19 protein-coding genes are annotated in these 18923 nt (G+C 61.6%); 9 read left to right on the plus strand and 10 right to left on the minus strand.

Annotated elements, in window-relative coordinates; translation table 11 throughout:
- Positions 1 to 21: 21 nt before the first annotated feature.
- On the minus strand, positions 22 to 1020 hold the full coding sequence (locus AC3IX4_RS01025) for a D-cysteine desulfhydrase (RefSeq protein WP_489258842.1): 999 nt from the start codon (positions 1018 to 1020) through the stop codon (positions 22 to 24).
- 191 nt (positions 1021 to 1211) lie between these two features.
- On the opposite strand from AC3IX4_RS01025, the gene epsC reads away from it, so the two are divergent.
- Together epsC and betT are read left to right on the plus strand one after the other, a co-directional pair.
- Positions 1212 to 2141 carry a serine O-acetyltransferase EpsC gene (gene epsC / locus AC3IX4_RS01030; RefSeq protein ID WP_489258843.1) on the plus strand — a complete coding sequence of 310 codons (930 nt, stop codon included), beginning with the start codon at positions 1212 to 1214 and terminating at the stop codon, positions 2139 to 2141.
- 217 nt (positions 2142 to 2358) lie between these two features.
- Complete coding sequence (gene betT / locus AC3IX4_RS01035; protein ID WP_489261182.1) at positions 2359 to 4311, plus strand: choline transporter BetT; 1953 nt, start codon at positions 2359 to 2361, stop codon at positions 4309 to 4311.
- A gap of 358 nt (positions 4312 to 4669) precedes the next feature.
- Here betT and AC3IX4_RS01040 read toward each other — a convergent pair whose 3' ends face one another.
- The 3 genes from AC3IX4_RS01040 to AC3IX4_RS01050 form a co-directional block, all read right to left on the minus strand.
- Positions 4670 to 5359, minus strand: coding sequence for an SPOR domain-containing protein (locus AC3IX4_RS01040; RefSeq protein WP_489258844.1), 690 nt, complete (start codon positions 5357 to 5359; stop codon positions 4670 to 4672).
- 1 nt (position 5360) lies between these two features.
- A complete protein-coding gene (gene argS, locus AC3IX4_RS01045; protein WP_489258845.1) occupies positions 5361 to 7097 on the minus strand; it encodes an arginine--tRNA ligase in 1737 nt (578 codons plus the stop codon).
- Between the two features lie 134 nt (positions 7098 to 7231).
- Positions 7232 to 9451 (minus strand): primosomal protein N', encoded by a 2220-nt coding sequence (locus tag AC3IX4_RS01050; protein WP_489258846.1) that lies wholly within the window; start codon positions 9449 to 9451, stop codon positions 7232 to 7234.
- Positions 9452 to 9614: 163 nt separating this feature from the next.
- Here AC3IX4_RS01050 and rpmE point away from each other — a divergent pair, with 163 nt between their 5' ends.
- From rpmE to AC3IX4_RS01065, 3 genes are all read left to right on the plus strand, one after another.
- On the plus strand, positions 9615 to 9830 hold the full coding sequence (rpmE, locus tag AC3IX4_RS01055) for a 50S ribosomal protein L31 (protein WP_489258847.1): 216 nt from the start codon (positions 9615 to 9617) through the stop codon (positions 9828 to 9830).
- 2 nt (positions 9831 to 9832) lie between these two features.
- On the plus strand, positions 9833 to 10645 hold the full coding sequence (locus tag AC3IX4_RS01060; protein ID WP_489258848.1) for a thermonuclease family protein: 813 nt from the start codon (positions 9833 to 9835) through the stop codon (positions 10643 to 10645).
- A gap of 177 nt (positions 10646 to 10822) precedes the next feature.
- Positions 10823 to 12091 (plus strand): malic enzyme-like NAD(P)-binding protein, encoded by a 1269-nt coding sequence (locus AC3IX4_RS01065; protein WP_489258849.1) that lies wholly within the window; start codon positions 10823 to 10825, stop codon positions 12089 to 12091.
- Positions 12092 to 12307: 216 nt separating this feature from the next.
- Here the strand turns inward: AC3IX4_RS01065 and mtgA are convergent, their stop codons facing one another.
- Positions 12308 to 13030 (minus strand): monofunctional biosynthetic peptidoglycan transglycosylase, encoded by a 723-nt coding sequence (gene mtgA, locus AC3IX4_RS01070; protein ID WP_489261183.1) that lies wholly within the window; start codon positions 13028 to 13030, stop codon positions 12308 to 12310.
- Positions 13031 to 13108: 78 nt separating this feature from the next.
- Here mtgA and AC3IX4_RS01075 point away from each other — a divergent pair, with 78 nt between their 5' ends.
- From AC3IX4_RS01075 to trmB, 4 genes are all read left to right on the plus strand, one after another.
- A complete protein-coding gene (locus tag AC3IX4_RS01075; RefSeq protein WP_489258850.1) occupies positions 13109 to 13480 on the plus strand; it encodes a DUF423 domain-containing protein in 372 nt (123 codons plus the stop codon).
- A gap of 83 nt (positions 13481 to 13563) precedes the next feature.
- On the plus strand, positions 13564 to 13764 hold the full coding sequence (gene thiS / locus AC3IX4_RS01080) for a sulfur carrier protein ThiS (protein ID WP_489258851.1): 201 nt from the start codon (positions 13564 to 13566) through the stop codon (positions 13762 to 13764).
- Between the two features lie 52 nt (positions 13765 to 13816).
- Positions 13817 to 14611 (plus strand): thiazole synthase, encoded by a 795-nt coding sequence (locus tag AC3IX4_RS01085; protein WP_489258852.1) that lies wholly within the window; start codon positions 13817 to 13819, stop codon positions 14609 to 14611.
- A 9-nt stretch (positions 14612 to 14620) separates the two neighbouring features.
- Positions 14621 to 15343 carry a tRNA (guanosine(46)-N7)-methyltransferase TrmB gene (gene trmB, locus AC3IX4_RS01090; protein ID WP_489258853.1) on the plus strand — a complete coding sequence of 241 codons (723 nt, stop codon included), beginning with the start codon at positions 14621 to 14623 and terminating at the stop codon, positions 15341 to 15343.
- Between the two features lie 354 nt (positions 15344 to 15697).
- On the opposite strand, the gene AC3IX4_RS01095 is transcribed toward trmB, so the two are convergent.
- Genes AC3IX4_RS01095 through metW form a run of 5 tightly spaced genes read right to left on the minus strand, consistent with a single transcriptional unit; the run spans position 15698 to position 18916 of the window.
- A complete protein-coding gene (locus tag AC3IX4_RS01095) occupies positions 15698 to 16021 on the minus strand; it encodes a DUF3392 domain-containing protein (RefSeq protein ID WP_489258854.1) in 324 nt (107 codons plus the stop codon).
- 9 nt (positions 16022 to 16030) lie between these two features.
- Complete coding sequence (gene hemW, locus AC3IX4_RS01100) at positions 16031 to 17245, minus strand: radical SAM family heme chaperone HemW (protein WP_489258855.1); 1215 nt, start codon at positions 17243 to 17245, stop codon at positions 16031 to 16033.
- The gene (gene rdgB, locus AC3IX4_RS01105) at positions 17242 to 17835 is read right to left on the minus strand and encodes an RdgB/HAM1 family non-canonical purine NTP pyrophosphatase (RefSeq protein ID WP_489258856.1); all 594 of its coding nucleotides are present in this window, start codon (positions 17833 to 17835) and stop codon (positions 17242 to 17244) included. The genes hemW and rdgB overlap by 4 nt, the downstream gene beginning before the upstream one ends.
- A complete protein-coding gene (locus tag AC3IX4_RS01110; protein WP_489258857.1) occupies positions 17835 to 18269 on the minus strand; it encodes a DUF4426 domain-containing protein in 435 nt (144 codons plus the stop codon). Before AC3IX4_RS01110 ends, rdgB begins: the two co-directional genes overlap by 1 nt.
- 26 nt (positions 18270 to 18295) lie before the next feature.
- Positions 18296 to 18916, minus strand: a complete 621-nt coding sequence (gene metW, locus AC3IX4_RS01115; protein WP_489258858.1) for a methionine biosynthesis protein MetW — start codon at positions 18914 to 18916, stop codon at positions 18296 to 18298.
- Positions 18917 to 18923 lie beyond the last annotated feature (7 nt).

Raw genomic sequence — 18923 nt, forward strand, 5'->3', positions numbered from 1 at the left:
ACCCGTTCTTGTGTTTATGGGTTATTTGCTCCAGACCTCGGGGTATGCGAACAACGCTGGAGCTCCACCGGTATGCAGGAAGATTAGCGGGCCTTCGCCAAAGCGTTGGTTACCGATGCCATCGAGCAAGCCCGCCATGGCCTTGCCGGTGTAGACCGGGTCCAGCAGCAGGCCTTCATGGCTGGCCACCAACTTGATCGCCGCCAGCGTGCCAGCGTTAGGCTCGCCATACCGGGGGGCGAAATATTCATCCCACAATCGAACCTTAAAGGCAGCGGGCAATGGCACGCCCAGCAGTTGCGCGGTGCGCTCGGCCAGATCCTGCACTTTGGGCCGCTGGTCGGCGTCGGTGCGCGAGACGGTCACGCCGATCACCGGCAGCTGCGGCAGCTGCTCGCTCAAGGCCAAGGCCAGGCCACTGTGGGTGCCGGCACTGCCTGACGCCAGCACCACCGCTGCAAAGTCCAGGCCCGTGGCTTTGATCTGGGAGGCCAGCTCGAGGCCTGCACGCACATACCCGAGCGCCCCAAGGGCATTGGAGCCGCCAATCGGCACCAGATAGGGCTTTTTGCCGTTTGCCTGCAGGCGCGCCGCCAAGGCCTGCAATTGGTCATCGGCATTGTCGAGGTTTTCGACCCGCTCGACGCTGGCGCCAAACAGTTCAAGCAGCAGGCGATTGCCGTTGTTCAGGTAACTGCTCTGGGTAGTGGCGATGGGGTTTTCCAGCAAGGCGACGCAGCCAAGCCCCAGTTGAGCGGCGAGCGCGGCGGTCTGGCGTACATGGTTGGACTGAATCGCACCTGCCGTTATCAGCGTATCGGCGCCTTGGGCCAGCGCGTCGGCCGCCAGGTACTCCAGCTTGCGCAATTTGTTGCCACCCATGGCCAGTGGGGTCAGGTCGTCGCGCTTGACGTAGATGTCCCGGTGGGCCCAAGTGCTCAAGCGTTCGAGTTTTTCCAGGGGCGTCGGCGCGCCAAGCAAGTCGAGGCGTTTAAAGCGGGCGAGTGTTTGCTTGATCATGGGAATTTTGCTTCAGGAAAAGATTCGACTATAGGCAGCCAATCCCAGGGCAGCAAATACTCGGTTAGGCCGGCCCGACTGGCTGGCGAATGAATCGAGTGTTTTTTCAGGTTGTTTTTTTGCCGTAGAGTGGGTGCCGATAAGGCGGCCCTTTATGTGCCGTCACTCTCTCAAGTGTCAGGAGTTGAACCGTGAGCGAAAAAGCGCAGGGGCGTTGGCAGTTGCAGTCCATTGTGGGTCAATTGCGCAGCGCCCGTGATGAGTGGCGGCGAACCAATGGTCGCAGCAGCGGTGAGCAAGGCGGTCGTGAGTTGCCTTCGCGCGAAGCGATGCGCAGCATTCTGGAACATCTGTGCGGCGCACTGTTCCCCATGCGCCTGGGGCCGGTGGACCTGCGCGAGGAAAGTGAGGATTTCTACGTTGGCCACACCCTCGACTCGGCGCTCAATGCCCTGTTCGGGCAAGCGCGGCTGGAGTTGCGCTATGTGGCGCGCAAAGGCAAATGCGATGAGGCCCAGGTCGACGCCAAGGCCGAGCGGATGGTCCAGGATTTCGCTGCCGCCCTGCCGGGCCTGCGCATTTTGCTCGACACCGATGTGCTGGCCGCTTACCACGGCGACCCGGCAGCCCGCAGCGTAGACGAAGTGTTGTTGTGCTACCCGGGTATCCTGGCCGTGATCCATCATCGCCTGGCGCATCATCTCTATCGTGCCGGGCTGCCGTTGTTGGCGCGGATCAGCTCGGAGCTTGCGCATTCGGCCACTGGTATCGATATCCATCCCGGCGCGCAGATCGGTCCGAGTTTCTTTATCGACCACGGCACGGGTGTGGTGATCGGTGAAACCGCGATCATCGGTGAGCGCGTACGGATCTACCAGGCCGTCACCCTGGGCGCCAAGCGCTTCCCGGCCGACGAATCCGGCCAATTGCAGAAGGGCCAGCCGCGCCACCCGATCGTCGAGGACGATGTGGTGATCTATGCCGGCGCGACTATTCTTGGGCGAATCACCATCGGCAAAGGCTCGACCATTGGCGGCAATGTCTGGTTGACCCGCAGTGTGCCGCCGGAGAGCAACCTGACCCAAGCGAACCTGCAACACGATGATGGAACACAGAAGTAAGAGAGGTCATTGACCTCCTCCTGGTGCCCGGCCGGATTGGTCCTGAGCGGCCATTCGTGTTTAACTTGAACGTTCAATCAAGTTAAATCGGTGGTTCGCTGCCGGCGTCAACAGGAGGATACCCTTTGCTGAAGCCGCTCTATTCAGCTCTTTACCAACCTCGCGAGGTGCACCGCGCATGAGTGCACCCCCTTCAGCCTCCAGCCCCAAGATCGGCATGAACCCGCCGGTTTTCTACTTCGCCGCCAGTTTTATCCTGATATTCAGCCTGATAGTCATTGCGATGCCCGAGCAAGCCGGCCGGTGGTTGTTGGCGGCGCAAAACTGGGCCGCCAACACCGTGGGCTGGTATTACATGCTGGCGATGACGCTGTATCTGGTCTTCGTGGTGGTCACCGCCTTGTCTGGCTACGGCAAGATCAAGCTCGGTGCCGACCACGACGAGCCCGAGTTCAGCTATCTATCCTGGGCTGGCATGCTGTTCGCCGCAGGCATCAGCATCACACTGTTTTTCTTCTGTGTGTCCGAACCCCTGACCCATATGCTCCAGCCGCCTCAGGGCGAAGCGGGCAATGAGGCCGCCGCGCGCCAGGCCATGCAGCTGCTGTTTCTGCACTGGGGGCTGCATGGCTGGGGTGTGTTTGCCTTTGTCGGCATGGCCTTGGCCTATTTCGCATACCGGCACAATTTGCCGCTGGCATTGCGCTCGGCGCTCTACCCGCTGATCGGCAAGCGCATCAACGGCCCCATCGGCTATGCCGTCGATGGTTTCGGCATCATTGCCACGGTGTTTGGCCTGGGCGCCGACATGGGTTTCGGTGTATTGCACCTGAATGCCGGGCTGGATTACCTGTTTGGGCTGTCTCACAGCCAGTGGGTGCAGGTGGCATTGATTACGTTGATGATGGGCGCGGCGATCATTGTGGCCGTTGCCGGCGTCGATAAAGGCGTGCGGGTGATGTCCGACATCAACATGCTGCTGGCCTGCGCGTTGCTGTTGTTCGTGTTGTTCGCCGGCCCCACCCAGCACTTGCTCAATACGCTGATCCAGAACCTTGGGGATTACCTGGGTGCACTGCCCACCAAGAGCTTCGACCTCTATGCCTACAACGAATCGAGCAGTTGGCTGGGGGACTGGACGATTTTCTACTGGGCCTGGTGGATCGCCTGGGCGCCGTTCGTGGGTCTGTTTATTGCGCGTATTTCGCGGGGGCGCACCATACGTGAATTCGTCTTCGGTGTGCTGCTGATTCCCTTGGGCTTCACCCTGGCGTGGATGTCGATCTTCGGCAACAGCGCCATCGAGCAGGTGCTTGGCCATGGCATGACGGCATTGGGGCAATCGGCACTGGATGACCCCTCGATGACCTTGTACCTGCTGCTGGAAACCTATCCCTTCAGCAAAACAGTCATCGCTATCACGGTGTTTATCAGCTTTGTATTCTTCGTGACGTCGGCCGATTCCGGCACTGTCGTGTTGTCGACCCTGTCCGCGCGCGGCGGTAGCCCAGATGAAGATGGGCCGAACTGGCTGCGAGTGTTCTGGGGTGTGATGACGGCGCTGGTGACCATTGGCTTGCTGTTTGCCGGTAGCATCGACTCGCTCAAATCGGCGGTGGTGCTGACGTCACTGCCGTTCTCGCTGATCCTGTTGGCAATGATGTGGGGCCTGCACAAGGCCTTCTATCTGGAGTCGCAACGCCAGATCGCCCAGCTGTATTCCCTGGCGCCGGTGTCCACCTCGCGGCGCAGCAGTTGGCGCCAGCGGCTGAGCCAGGCGGTGCACTTTCCTTCACGCGATGAGGTGTACCGGTTCATGGACAGCCATGTGCGACCGGCCATTGCCGAGGTGACGGCGGTATTTGTAGAAAAGGGCCTGAAGGTCAGCGCCGCCGAAGAGGGGCACGACAGTGTCACGCTGGAAGTCGGCCATGGCGAAGAGCGGCCGTTTGTCTATCAGGTGCAGATGCGCGGTTACTTCACGCCGTCTTTCGCCCGAGGCGGCACGGGCAGCCACGAGCTGAAGAACAGCCGCTACTACCGTGCCGAAGTGCACTTGAGCGAAGGCAGCCAGGGCTATGACCTGGTCGGCTACAGCAAAGAGCAGATCATCAACGATGTGCTCGACCAGTACGAACGGCACATGCAGTACCTGCATTTGGTGCGCTGATTGCCTAATACACCGCAGTGCGGCCAGGTAGGAGCCAGGCTTGCCGGAATGCCGGACCACTGCGATGGCCATAGGTATCTACACAATTCTGGGGCAGCGCGGCTCTTGTAGCCGCTGCCGAGGTACGAGGCTGCGATCGGCGGCGAAGCCGTCGTAAATTCAGGCCCTTCGGTGTGCCTGATGGATTACGGTCTCAGGTTTTACGGCCGCTTCGCTGCCGATCGCAGCCTCGTACCTCGTCAGCGGCTACATTCGTAGCAGTACACCAAAAGATGTGTAGATACCTATGCTGCGATGGCCACACCGCAATCCATCGGGCAAACCGCGGCGCGTTCATCGCGGGTGGCCCGGCCGCCGGTTATTGGCGGGTCTGGCGCTGTTGCAGGAGCAGGTTGTTGAAGCCGCTGCCGGACAGTTGTTTCTGCGCAGTGGTCAGCTGCTGACGGTTGCTGAACGGCCCGACCAGCACGCGGTACCAGGTCTCGTCCTTGACGGTGCCGGATTCCACCTGCACCGACTGCCCCAGCAAAATGATCTGCGCCCGCACCTTGTCCGCGTCGGCCTCTTTGCGGAACGAGCCCGCTTGCAGGAAGAACTGCGTGGTTGCGGCCGGCTTGATCACCGGGGGCGCAGGCGGTGGGGTCTGGCCGCTGAGGGCTGCGACCGCACGCGCGGTATCGATCTTCGCGGCTTGGGCCGGAGTCACAGGGGCCTGGGCCGGGACCGGTGGGGTTTTCTCCGGTACGGCTTCCGGTGGCACGATGACTTCCGATTCCGGCAGCAAGGTGTAGAAGTCGTACTTGGGCTTCACCGGTTGCTGGGGGCTGGGTGGCGTCTTGTTGGCTTCGGCGATCTTCGCCGCCTTCGCATCTTCGGCCTTGACCCGTTTGATGTCGTCACGGCCGGGCTCAAGCTTCATCAAAAAAACGATAAAAGCGCCAACGGTAAGGCCGATCGCCATCCACATCCAGCCCGGGACCGGCTTTTTGGCCGGGGTTTGATAACGGCTGGCGCCACGCTTGGGTGCAGGTTTTTTCTTGGCGGCCAACTTACATGCGCTCCAGGGTTTCCAGACCCAGCAGCTCCAGGCCTTGCTTGAGGGTGCGGCCGGTGAGGGCCGCCAGGCGCAGGCGGCTCTGTTGTTGTTCCGGGGTTTCGGCCGCCAGGATCGGGCAGTTTTCGTAGAAGCTGGAGAACAGGCCGGCGACATCGTACAAGTAGGTGCAGAGAATGTGCGGGGTGCCTTTTTCGGCGACGTTGTTCAGCACTTCACCGAACTGGGCCAGGCGTGCCGCCAGTTCCTGCTCCTGTGGCGCCGACAGCTGGATCTGGCCGTCGACGTCTTGCAGCTCCTTGCCCAACTTGCGGAACACACCGGCCACGCGGGTGTAGGCATACAGCAGGTAAGGCGCGGTATTGCCTTCGAAGTTCAGCATCAGGTCAAAGTTGAAGCTGTAATCGCTGGTGCGATGCTTGGACAGGTCGGCGTATTTCACTGCGCCAATGCCCACTGCCTTGGCGATGTTGCGCAGGTCGGCCTCAGGCAGTTGCGGGTTCTTTTCCTTGACCAGGGTGTAGGCGCGTTCTTCGGCTTCGTTGAGCAGGTCGATCAGCTTGACCGTGCCACCGTCGCGGGTCTTGAACGGGCGGCCATCGGCGCCGTTCATGGTACCGAAGCCCATGTGTTCCATCTGCATGTCGTTGGTCACGAAACCTGCGCGACGCGCCACTTCAAACACTTGCTGGAAGTGCAGGGCCTGGCGTTGGTCAACGAAGTACAGGGCGCGGTCGGCCTTGAGCACATTGCTGCGGTAGCGCATGGCAGCCAGGTCGGTAGTGGCATACAGATAGCCGCCACCTGCCTTCTGCACGATCACCGGCAGGGGCGTGCCCTCGGCGGTCTTGAATTCTTCGAGGAACACGCACTGGGCGCCGTTACTCTCGACCAACAGGCCGCGGGCCTTGAGATCAGTGATGACATTGGCCAGGTCATGGTTGTAGGCGCTCTCGCCCTTGACGTCGGCCGGGGTCAACTTGACGTTGAGGCGCTCGTAGATCTTCTGGCAGTGCGACAGGGAAATCTCGTTGAAGCGCTTCCACAGTGCCAGGCACTCAGGGTCTTCGGCTTGCAGCTTGACCACCAGGCCACGGGCGCGGTCGGCAAACTCTTCGGATTCATCAAAGCGTTGCTTGGCGGCGCGGTAGAAGTTTTCCAGGTCCGACAGCTCGTCGCTGGCGGCCGGCTTATCCTGCAGGTAAGCGAGCAACATGCCGAACTGGGTGCCCCAGTCGCCCACGTGGTTCTGGCGGATCACCTCATCGCCCAGGAACTCCAGCACGCGAGCGACGCCATCACCGATGATGGTCGAGCGCAGGTGGCCAACGTGCATTTCCTTGGCCAGGTTCGGCGCGGACAGGTCGATGACCACGCGCTGCTTCGGGCCGGCCTTGGCGACGCCCAGCTGCGGGTCGGCCAGGGCGGCGTCCAGGCGGGCAGCCAAGGCGTCGGTGTTTTGGAAGAAGTTCAAAAAGCCTGGGCCTGCGATTTCGACCTTGCTGATCTGTGGATCAGCGGGCAGGGCGGCAATGATTTTGTCGGCCAGGTCACGCGGTTTCATGCCGGCAGGTTTGGCCAACATCATCGCGATATTGCTGGCGAAGTCGCCGTGGGTCTTGTCCCGGGCGTTTTCCACCTGGATCGCCGGCGTCAGCCCTTCAGGCAAAACGCCTTCATTGACGAGTTGGTTCAGGGCGTTCTGGATCAGCTGGCGAATGGTGTCTTTCATGGGATTCTCTTTCGACCGCAAGCGCGGTGGCGCTTAGGTGCGCAGGTGGAAAAACTGAACATTATCCGTTTCTGGCACGAACTTGCCAACCTTTGGTAAGGCTGATGGGACGATTCGCCGGCCAAGTGTTTAGCTTAATAGAGGTCTACGGGGTCGACATCCAGCGACCAGCGCACCGCCCGGCCGGCCGGCATCTGCTCCAGCACCAGCAGCCAGGCGCTGATCAACCGATGCAGCGGCGCGCGGGCATTGGCTTGCAAGAGCAGTTGGGCCCGGTAACGCCCGGCCCGACGTTCCATTGGAGCCGGGACCGGGCCCAGCAGTTCGATGCCACTCAAGCCAAGCTCTGCGACGATGCGTTCGGCTTCGCCGCAGGCTTCGTCGAGAAAGCCCTCGGCTTGCCCAGGCTTGTGCGCTTCGGCGCGCAGCAGGGCCAAGTGGGCGAAGGGCGGCAGGCCGGCTGCACGACGCTCGCTCAAGGCTTGTTCGGCGAAAGCGAAATAGCCCTGTTCGGTCAGTTGCACCAACAGCGGGTGGTCGGCCAGGTGGGTCTGGATGATGACTTTGCCCGGCTCCTCTGCGCGGCCAGCGCGCCCGGCCACTTGCACGATCAATTGTGCCATGCGCTCGCTGGCACGGAAGTCGCCGGAAAACAGCCCGCCGTCCGCATCCAGAATAGATACCAGCGTCACCCTTGGGAAATGGTGGCCTTTAGCGAGCATCTGGGTGCCGACCAGAATGCACGGCTGGCCGCGTTGAATCGTGGCGAACAGTTGATTCATCGCGTCCTTGCGCGAAGTGCTGTCGCGATCCACCCGCAGCACCGGGTAGTCGGGGAACAGAATGCTCAGGCGTTCTTCTGCCCGCTCGGTGCCGGCACCGACCGGGCGCAGGTCCACCTTGTTGCATTGCGGGCACTGGCGTGGCACTCGCTCGTCATAGCCGCAGTGGTGGCAGCGCAGTTCGCCGGAGCGCTGGTGTACCGTCATGCGTGCATCGCAGCGTGGGCATTCGCTCAGCCAGCCGCAATCGTGGCAGAGCAACGTTGGGGCAAAACCGCGTCGATTGAGAAACACCAGCACTTGCTGGCCGGCTGCCAGGGTCTGGCCGATCGCTTGTTGCATCGGGCCGCTGATGCCGCTGTCCAGGGGCCTGCTTTTTACATCCAGACGCAAAAAACGCGGCGGCTTGGCGCCTCCGGCGCGGTGCTCCAGGCGCAGCAGGCCGTAGCGACCGGTGTAGGCGTTGTGCAGGCTTTCCAGAGACGGGGTGGCCGAGCCCAGCAGGATCGGGATGTTTTCCTGATGCGCGCGTACCAGCGCCAGGTCGCGGGCGTGGTAACGCAGGCCTTCCTGCTGTTTATAGGAGCCGTCGTGCTCTTCGTCGATGATGATCAGGCCGGGGTTTTTCATCGGAGTGAACAGCGCCGAGCGGGTGCCGATAATAATGTCGGCTTCACCGTCACGGGCCGCCACCCAGGCGTCCAGGCGCTCGCGATCGTTGACCGCCGAGTGCAGCAGGGCGATGCGGGCGTTGAAGCGCTGCTCGAAGCGGGCCAGGGTTTGGGGGCCCAGGTTAATTTCAGGAATCAGGATCAGCGCTTGTTTTCCCGCCTCCAGCGCCTCGCGGATCAGTTGCAGGTAAACCTCGGTCTTGCCACTGCCGGTGACACCTGCCAGCAGAAACGCATGAAACTTGCCAAAGCCTGCTCGCACTGCGTTGAACGCGGCCTTCTGCTCGTCGTTGAGCGGCAGCTCCGGTTGCGCGAGCCAGCGCTCATGACGCCCAGTGGGGGCATGCCGACGAACCTCGACCGTTACCAGCCCCTTGGCCAGCAACAGATCGAGGCTGTCCTTGCTCAGGCCTAGCTTGCCCAGTACCGGGTGCGCCACGCCATGGGGGTGCTGGCCAAGGGTCGCAAGGGCTTCGCGCTGGCGCGGCGCGCGGGCGATGCGCGGGTCGTCCAGGCGGGCATCGGGTGCGATCTGCCAGAACCGCTCCTGGCGCGCCTCGGCCGCTTCGCCCTGGCGCAGCAGAACCGGCAGCGCCCAGCTCAGGGTGTCGCCCAGGCTGTGCTGGTAATACTGAGCCGTCCACAGGCACAGCTTGAACAAAGCCGGTGGCAACGGCGAAACCGGGTCAAGCAGTTCAAGGGCGGGCTTGAGTTTGTCGGCCGGCACCTCGCTGTGGTCGGCGATCTCAACCAGCACGCCAATCATTTCGCGGCGGCCAAATGGCACCCGCAGGCGCATGCCCGGGCTCAACATAGCTTTGGTGATGCCGCGCGGCGCCCGGTAGTCAAACAGGCGTCTCAGCGGCGAGGGCAGGGCGAGGCGCAAGATGACATCGGACACGCGTAGTTTCTCTGCAGGCAGTAGGACGCAGCGAGCCTAGCAGACGACGGTCGGTGCAAGCGACAACTTGCGTCAGCGCTGCGCTCTGGTATTATCCCCCGCCTAATTACGTGCGGTATTCAACAATGGTGTTGGGTGGCGGCACGCAGTCGAGGAAATGACCATGAAAGCCGATATTCATCCCCATTACATTGCCATCGACGTTACCTGCAGCTGCGGTAACAAGTTCGTGACCAAATCTACCCACGGTAAAGCTCTGCCGATCGACGTGTGCAACGAATGCCACCCGTTCTACACCGGCAAGCAAAAAACTCTGGATACCGGCGGCCGTGTTCAGAAGTTCGCCGACCGTTTCGGTGCTTTCGGCAAGAAGGCCTGAGCATGAAGCCAACCCGTCAGGGTTTGGCAATGCTGAAAAAGGCGCCCCTCGTGGGCGCCTTTTTTGTGGGCGCCGTTTGGCTGGCGCCTGCCCAAGCTTATTGCCCGATGCCCAGCAATCTTGAACAGGTGCAGGTCAAACAGGTCGTCGATGGCGACACCCTGCGCCTGCGCGACGGTCGCAGTGTGCGACTTATCGGCGTCAACACGCCTGAAATTGGCCGCAAGGGCCGCACCACCGAACCCTTCGCAGAAGCCGCTCGTCAGCGACTTCAGGCGTTGGTGGACACCAGCAAGGGCCAGATCGGCCTGATGCCGGGTGCCGAGTCCAAGGATCATTACGGCCGTACGCTGGCCCATGCCTTCGGACGCAATGGCGATAATTTCGAAGCGAGCTTGCTGGCCGACGGCTTGGGGTATCTGGTGGCCGTGGCGCCCAATGTCGACCTGGTCAGCTGCCAGCAACAGGCTGAACAGGCGGCACGCAAGGCCGGCGCGGGCCTGTGGCGCAACCCGCAGATCATTGATGCTGCCCGCGTGTCGCAATCGGGTTTTGCGCTGGTTACAGGCAAGGTGAGCGATATACAGCGCAATCGTGGCGGTATCTGGATCGAACTGGACAGTTCGGTGGTGCTGCGGGTTGCACCGCAATTAACTGACCAGTTCGCAGCGTTGCGCCTGGACAATCTAAAGGGGCAGCGTGTCGAGGCGCGCGGCTGGGTTGTTGATCGCACAAGGCGCGGCAGCCTGAAGAGCGGACAGGTGCGCTGGATGCTGCCGCTGACGGATCCGGCGATGTTGATACAACGACAATAAAAATTGTGAACAATTTTAATATCAATTGTGAACAGTAAAACCCTTGCCGGACGTGGCTCTCGGCAAAAAGTCGTAAGTTAAAGGCCTTGACACTAGTGACCGGGCAGTCTTGTCGACCTTGGGCTTCTTGCGTATCCTCGGCGATCCGTCAGAACAGAAAATAGCGGAATCGCCCAAATGTCAGACTTGAAAACCGCCGCGCTCGAGTACCATGCCCAGCCACGTCCTGGGAAGCTTAGTGTAGAGCTCAGCAAACCTACTGCGACTGCCCGCGACCTGTCCCTGGCTTACAGCCCGGGCGTTGCCGAGCCTGTGCGTGAAATCGCCCGTGATGCCGAACTGGCTTACAAATACACCGGTAAGGGCAACCTGGTGGCGGTCATCTCCGATGGCACCGCGATTCTCGGCCTGGGTGACCTGGGCCCACTGGCTTCCAAGCCAGTGATGGAAGGCAAGGGCGTTCTGTTCAAGCGTTTCGCCGGTATCGACGTGTTCGACATCGAAGTCGAATCCGAGAGCCCGCAAGCTTTCATCGACACCGTCCGTCGTATCTCCATCACCTTCGGTGGCATCAACCTGGAAGACATCAAGGCGCCTGAGTGCTTTGAGATTGAGCGCACTCTGATCGAGCAGTGCGACATTCCGGTGTTCCACGATGACCAGCACGGCACCGCGATCGTCACCGCAGCCGGCATGATCAACGCCCTGGAAATCGCTGGCAAAACCCTGGGAGAGGCGAAGATCGTCTGCCTGGGCGCTGGTGCAGCCGCTATCTCCTGCATGAAGTTGCTGGTGAGCATGGGCGCCAGGATCGAAAACATCTTCATGGTTGACCGTACTGGCGTGATCCACTCTGGCCGCTCCGACCTGAACCAATACAAGGCCGTCTTCGCTCACGCGACTGACAAGCGCACCCTGGCTGATGCCCTGCAAGGTGCAGACGTATTCGTTGGCCTGTCCGGCCCGAACCTGTTGAGCCCTGAAGGCCTGTTGACCATGGCCGCCAACCCGATCGTATTCGCCTGCTCCAACCCGGACCCAGAGATCTCGCCAGAGCTGGCTCACGCCACTCGCTCCGACGTGATCATGGCCACCGGCCGTTCGGACTACCCGAACCAGGTCAACAACGTACTGGGCTTCCCGTTCATTTTCCGTGGTGCCTTGGACGTTCGCGCCAAGCGCATCAACGAAGAAATGAAAATTGCTGCTGCCAACGCCCTGCGTGAATTGGCCAAGCTGCCAGTGCCTAAGGAAGTCTGCGACGCTTACGGTGTCGACTCCTTGGAATTCGGTCGTGAGTACATCATCCCGAAACCAATGGACGCCCGCCTGATCACCCTGATCTCCGATGCCGTCGCCAAGGCTGCTATCGAGACCGGTGTTGCGACCCTGCCGTACCCGAAGAACTACCCGCTCAAGAGCGTGGATGACGTTTTCAACGGTTAATCCGTTGTTCTAGCGTCAAACCCAAACGCGGCGGTCTGGACATCCAGACCGCCGCGTTTTTTTGTAGCCGCTGCCGAAGGCTGCGATGTGGCCCGTCAGGGGCGCCAATGCGGTCTTCAGGCCCTGCGCCCGCTTCGCGGTCGATCGCAGCCTTCGGCAGCGGCTACAGCGATCGCAGCCTATGGCAGCGGCTACAGGGGTGAGGTTGGTGGGGGGTTATTGGCCCCAGGGCGATTTACGCGCGCTGTCCATCTGTACCAGATACCCGCTGCCACCCAGTTGGCGCATCTGGTTGCGGATCCAGCTGGCACGCCGGGCGACGTAGGCGCTGGGGTGGCTGGCGCTCCAGTTCAGCGGGCTGGGCAATACCGCCGCGAGCAGGCTTGCCTGTTGGCGCGATAATCGTCCGGCACTGACGCCAAAATGGTGCTGCGCCGCCGCATCTGCGCCAAACACGCCGGTGTCCCACTCGACACTGTTCAGATACACCTCAAGGATCCGTTGCTTGGGCCAGAACACCTCGATCAGCGCGGTGAACCAGGCCTCCAGCCCCTTGCGCAGCCAACTGCGCCCCGACCACAGAAACAGGTTCTTGGACACTTGCTGGCTCAGGGTGCTGGCGCCGCGAATGCTGCCGCCGCGTTCATTGTGGGCAAAGGCGGCCTGGATGGCGCTGAAGTCAAAGCCCCAGTGTTCGGCGAATTTTTGATCCTCGCCGGCAATGACTGCCACTTTCAGCTCATCGGAGATCTCGTCCCAGCTGCGCCATGAGCGCTGCAGGTCGATTGGCTCGCCATCGACCCAGGATTCGATCTTGCGCTCCACCATCAGCGCAGTGCCCGGGGGTGGTACCCAGCGAAAGATCAAGACCAGCAGAACGCTGCCTGCGGCGAACCAGAGGAAGACCCGGGCGAGGCGACGGAGAATTGTAGGCAGCATAGATGGCTTGGCCGAACCGATTGAGCGGGCCATTATACAGGCCCTGCGCGTTCGAATGACTTTGACTGGAGTTTGCCCATGCTGCGTGCGTATCTGATGCTGGCCGCCTTTTTTGGGTTCACGGGGGTGGGGCTCGGGGCGTTTGCCGCCCATGGCCTGAAAAACCGCTTGAGCAGCGATTACCTGGCTATCTTCCAGACCGGCGTCACTTACCAGCTGGTGCACACGCTGGCCTTGCTGGGGGTGGCCTTGCTGAGCACACAGCTCTCGGGGCGCCTGGTCGGCTGGGCCGGTGGTCTGTTTGCGCTGGGCATTGTGCTGTTCTCCGGTAGCCTCTACGTGTTGACTCTGACCGGTTTCAGCAAACTGGGCATTATCACGCCCTTCGGCGGCCTGGCCTTTCTCGGCGGTTGGTTGTGCCTGGGGTTGGCAGCCTGGCGCTTGAGTTGAGTACGGAGACGAATGCGCCTTGGTCATACCGGCCGATCGGGCTAGAATGCTGACCCCTAAAAATGACGATGGCTGCTGTCCGCATGCACATTCAGTTGAACGGTGAACCCTACGCATTGCCCGACGGCGAAACCGTCTCGGCCCTGTTGACCCGCCTGGAACTGGCGGGGCGCCGAGTCGCGGTCGAACTCAACCAGGACATCGTGCCGCGCAGCCAGCACGACGCCACCGCCCTGCGCGAAGGCGACCAGGTTGAAGTCGTCCACGCCATTGGCGGCGGTTGATTCCTTATCGCCAGTTACCTGCACCGCCCCCGCACCCAGAAGAGGATTCCCGATGAGCAACGTTCGCAGTGACAAGCCCTTCACCCTGGCTGGTCGTACCTTTGAGTCGCGCCTGCTGGTAGGCACCGGCAAATACCGTGACCTGGAAGAGACCCGCCTGGCCATCGAAGCCTCGGGCGCCGAGATCGTCACTGTTGCCGTTCGTCGCACCAACATCGGCCAGAATCCGGGCGAGCCAAACCTGCTCGACGTGCTGCCACCGGATCGCTACACCATCCTGCCGAACACTGCCGGCTGCTACGATGCCGTCGAAGCGGTACGTACTTGCCGCCTGGCCCGTGAGCTGCTGGACGGTCATAACCTGGTGAAGCTGGAAGTACTGGCCGACCAGAAGACATTGTTCCCCAATGTCATCGAAACCCTGAAGGCCGCCGAAGTGTTGGTCAAGGACGGTTTCGACGTGATGGTGTACACCAGCGATGACCCGATCATTGCGCGCCAGCTGGCTGAAATGGGCTGCGTCGCGGTCATGCCTCTGGCAGGCCTGATCGGCACTGGGCTGGGTATCTGCAACCCGTACAACCTGCAAATCATCCTTGAAGAAGCCAAGGTTCCGGTACTGGTCGATGCTGGCGTGGGCACTGCCTCCGATGCCACCATCGCCATGGAACTGGGTTGTGAAGCGGTGCTGATGAACTCGGCCATCGCCCATGCGCAGAACCCGATCCTGATGGCGCGCGCCATGAAGCACGCCATTGAAGCGGGCCGCCTGGCTTACCTCGCCGGCCGTATGCCGAAAAAACTCTATGCCAGCGCCTCGTCGCCGCTGGATGGTCTGATCAAGTAAGAGCCTCTGATGACTGAATCGCAAGAAACGCCGATCACCGCCGACGGCGAAGAGCGCCAGCACCGCCGCATCAAGAGTTTCGTGATGCGCGCCGGGCGCATGACCGAAGGCCAGCAACGCGGCCTGGACCAGGGCCGGCCGCTGTTCGTGCTGGAGCTGGGCGACACACCGGTCGATTTCGATCAGGTCTTCGGCCGCTCTGCGCCGCGCACTCTGGAAATCGGCTTCGGCATGGGCCACTCCTTGCTGGAGATGGCGGCTGCAGCGCCTGAGCAGGACTTTATCGGCGTTGAAGTGCATCGCCCAGGTGTGGGCGCGTTGCTCAACGGCGTACTGACCCAGAAGCTCAGCAACGTACGGGTCTACGATTGCGATGCAATCGAAGTGCTGAACAAGTGCGTGGCCGACAACAGCCTCGACCGCCTGCTGCTGTTCTTCCCGGACCCTTGGCACAAGAGTCGTCACCACAAGCGCCGCATCGTCCAGGTAGAGTTCGCAGCGCTCGTGCGCAGCAAGCTGAAGGTTGGCGGTGTGCTGCACATGGCGACCGACTGGGAGCCCTATGCCGAGTACATGCTGGAAGTGATGGACGTGGCGCCGGGTTACCGCAACCTGGCCGAAGACGGCAAATGCGTCCCGCGGCCGACCGAGCGCCCGATCACCAAGTTCGAACGTCGTGGCGAGCGGTTGGGGCACGGCGTTTGGGATTTGAAGTTCGAGAAGGTCGACTGATTCGAGACGGTGTTGGATCTATTCGCTGTAGGAGCCAGCCTTGCAGGCTGTGTGAAAACTCAAAATTTGGTTGATTTAGGGGGTACTTGACCCCCTCCCGACTAGTCGATCGTCGCGTGTACGCGATTACAGGAGGTCGTTTTTTGAGTGGGTCGACTTTTGTCGGAGTTTTCACACAGCCTGCTTGGCTGCGATGGCCGCCCCGCGGTCTATCTGGCATCGGCGGTGATGCCATCGCGAGCAAGCTCTGCTCCTACGGGCGATGGCCGCCCCGCGGTCTATCTGCATCGGCGGTGATGCCATCGCGAGTAAACTCTGCTCCTACAGATGACCACACCGCGGCGCATCAGGGGGTCAGCGCCGATCCGCCACCACCCCGATCAACACCAGCACCACCAACAACACTGGCGCCAGGCTGTAGTTGTTGAACTGGCTCAAGCCCTTCACGATCCACGGCGTGGCATAGATCAGTGCCGCACCGCTGCCCAGCATGCAGACCAGCGCCATGAACGGCACGCGCAGCGCGCCTGCCAGCCCTCCCAGGCGTTGCTCCAGCCAGCCTTTGATATCCGCCCCAAATAGCACCAGCAAGCAACCCACTAGCGCCAGGGCGATCTCCGATAGATGGTTGCGGCTGTAGCGCGAGACGTTTGCAAGCAGATCGAGTACCAAGTCCATTCAGAATCCTTAAATCAGGAAATACTGCAGCAGGTCATTGAGGAACAATTGGCCGCGCGCGGTGGCGACCAGACGCGGGGTTTCGACCTGTAAAAGGCCCTTTTGTTCGGCCTCGCGACGGGCATCGGCCAGTTGCGACAGGTCCAGGCCCGTGCGCTCACTGAACAGCGAAGCGTCCACGCCATCGGTCAGGCGCAGGGCATTCATCAGGAACTCGAACGGTAGCTCATCGACGGGGAGCAGCTTTTCGCCGGCTTTATAGGCCTTGGCCGGGTTCAGGTAGTCCTTGGGCAGGCGGGTTTTCCAGGTGCGGACGATTCGCCCGTCCGGGTGGCTCAACTTGCCATGGGCGCCCGCACCGATGCCGATAAAGTCGCCAAAGCTCCAGTAGTTGAGGTTATGCCTCGCCGCCTTGCCGGGCTTGGCATAAGCCGACACTTCGTACTGGTGGTAGCCGTGCTCGGCCAGCAAGGCCTGACCGGCTTCCTGGATGTCCCAGAGGATGTCGTCTTCAGGCAACAGGGGCGGCTGGTTCCAGAACACGGTGTTGGGTTCCAGGGTCAACTGGTACCAGGACAGGTGCGTGGGGGCCAGGGCGATGGCTTGGCGCAGATCGTCCAGGGCGTCTTCCAGCGACTGGTCGGGCAGGCCGTGCATCAAGTCCAGGTTGAAGTTGTCAAAGCCGGCTCGGCGCGCCATTTCAGCAGCGCGAAGGGCTTCGTCGCCCGTGTGGATGCGACCCAAGGCTTCAAGCTTTTGCGGCTGGAAGCTCTGGATTCCGATCGACAGGCGGTTGATGCCCAGCTTGCGGTAGGCAACGAATTTTTCCTGCTCGAAGGTCCCGGGATTGGCTTCCAGGGTGATCTCGATATCGCTGACAAACGGAATGCGTTGTTCCACACCCTCAAGCAGCCGGCCCAAGGCTTTGGCGCTGAACAGGCTGGGCGTACCGCCGCCGAAAAAGATCGAGCTCAGGGGACGGCCGTAGACGGCGTGCAGATCCTGGTCCAGGTCTTCGAGCAGCGCATCGACGTACTCCTCTTCGGGCAGCACCGGGCTTGCCGCGTGGGAGTTGAAGTCGCAGTACGGGCACTTGCGCACGCACCAAGGGATATGGATGTACAGCGACAGCGGCGGCAAGTTCGGCAGGGCAGCCCGAGGCGCCTCGGAGCTAAAGCCCTCCGCGTTCAGGTGCAGCGGCTGGGCGGGCGAGTCAGTGGTCATGCCAGTTCCAGGCGCTGGCGCAGCAAGGCGATGGCGCGGGCGCGGTGGCTGAGCTGGTTTTTCTCCACAGGCGTCAGTTCGGCGCTGGAGCAGTCACGCTCCGGGACCCAGAACAACGGGTCGTAGCCAAAGCCGTGCTCACCGCTGGCCTGGGTGAGGATGCGGCCATGCCAGAGCCCTTCGCACAGAATCGGCAGCGGGTCATCGGCATGTCGCACCAGCGCCAGCACGCAGACGAACTGCGCGCCGCGCTGATCCTGCGGTACATCCTGGAGGGCTTCCAGCAGTTTGGCGTTGTTGGCCGCATCACCTTTGCCATCGGCATACCGCGCCGAGTAGATGCCCGGAGCACCGCCGAGAAAATCCACCGCCAGGCCCGAGTCGTCGGCCAGCGCCGGCAAGCCGGAAATTCGCGCGGCGTTACGGGCCTTGAGAATGGCGTTCTCGACAAACGACAGGCCGGTTTCTTCCGGTTCTACCTGGCTGAATTCGCCAATGGAGCGCAGTTTGACGCTGTCGCCAAGCATGGCCTGAAGCTCTTTGAGTTTGCCGGCGTTGTGGCTGGCCAATACGATCTGCTGGAAATTCATCACTCGTCCGGGAAGACTTCTTGGTTGAAGCTGACTTTGTTGGAGGTATCCCCGACCTTTACGTTCACGTCGAAGGTCAGGGTTTCTTGCTGGCGAACCGGGTACTGCGCGATGTAGTAGATCGCGCCCTTTTCGGTGATCTGCTTGAATGTCAGGGTGTCCTGGCGGCCGATGAGGTCCTTGACGGTACCGGTCACGGCGGCGGCGCTGGGCTGGTTGGCCTTGAGCACGGCAATGTTCAGTACGCCCTGGCTCTTGCTGCGTACAAGACCTGTGGCAGCGGCCACGTCAGGTTGCAGCATGCTGGAATTGAAGGCGCTGTAGTGGACCGTCACGTCACCGAAGACTTCCTTGCGTTCCGGCTTGGCGGCGTCGGCAGCCCATACTGGCAGGGCCAGGCACAGGCTGAGCAACAAAACGGCTAGGCGATGCATGATCGTTCTCCTCGAAGGGGCGCGGTTCAGACAGCGACCTGATGACCTTGCAAGCCAGGGCTGCTGACGCGGTAGATACCAATCTCACCTAGAAGATTAGGCCATAGCTTGCTTGCCCACCCATGCCGATGTTCGTGATCGACCGCCAGGCGGTTGAGGACCTGGGCGCGACGCTCGCTGCAGAGCGCTTCGAAGTCTTCGAAGGTGCAGAAGTGAATGTTCGGCGTGTTGTACCAAGTGTACGGCAGGAAGTCGGAAACCGGCATGCGGCCCTTGCTGGCCAGGTACCAACGGCAGCGCCAGTGGCCGAAGTTGGGGAAGGTAATGATGCACTGGCGGCCTACGCGCAGCATTTCGTCCAGGATCCGGTCAGGGTAGTGGACCGCCTGCAGCGCCTGGGTCATGACCACGACGTCGAAGCTGTTACTGGCGAAGTTGCCCAGGCCCTTGTCCAGGTCCTGCTCGATGACGTTGACGCCCTTGCTGACGCACTCGGCAATGTTGTCCGGGTCAATCTCAAGGCCGTAGCCGGTGACCTGTTTGTGGTCACGCAGCCAGGCCAGCAGGTCGCCGTCGCCACAACCGAGGTCGAGCACCCGGCTGCCGGCGGGGATCCAGTCTTGGATGATTTCCAGGTCGGCTCTCATGGGTTCC

It is taken from the genome of Pseudomonas sp. KH_021 (assembly GCF_057838865.1).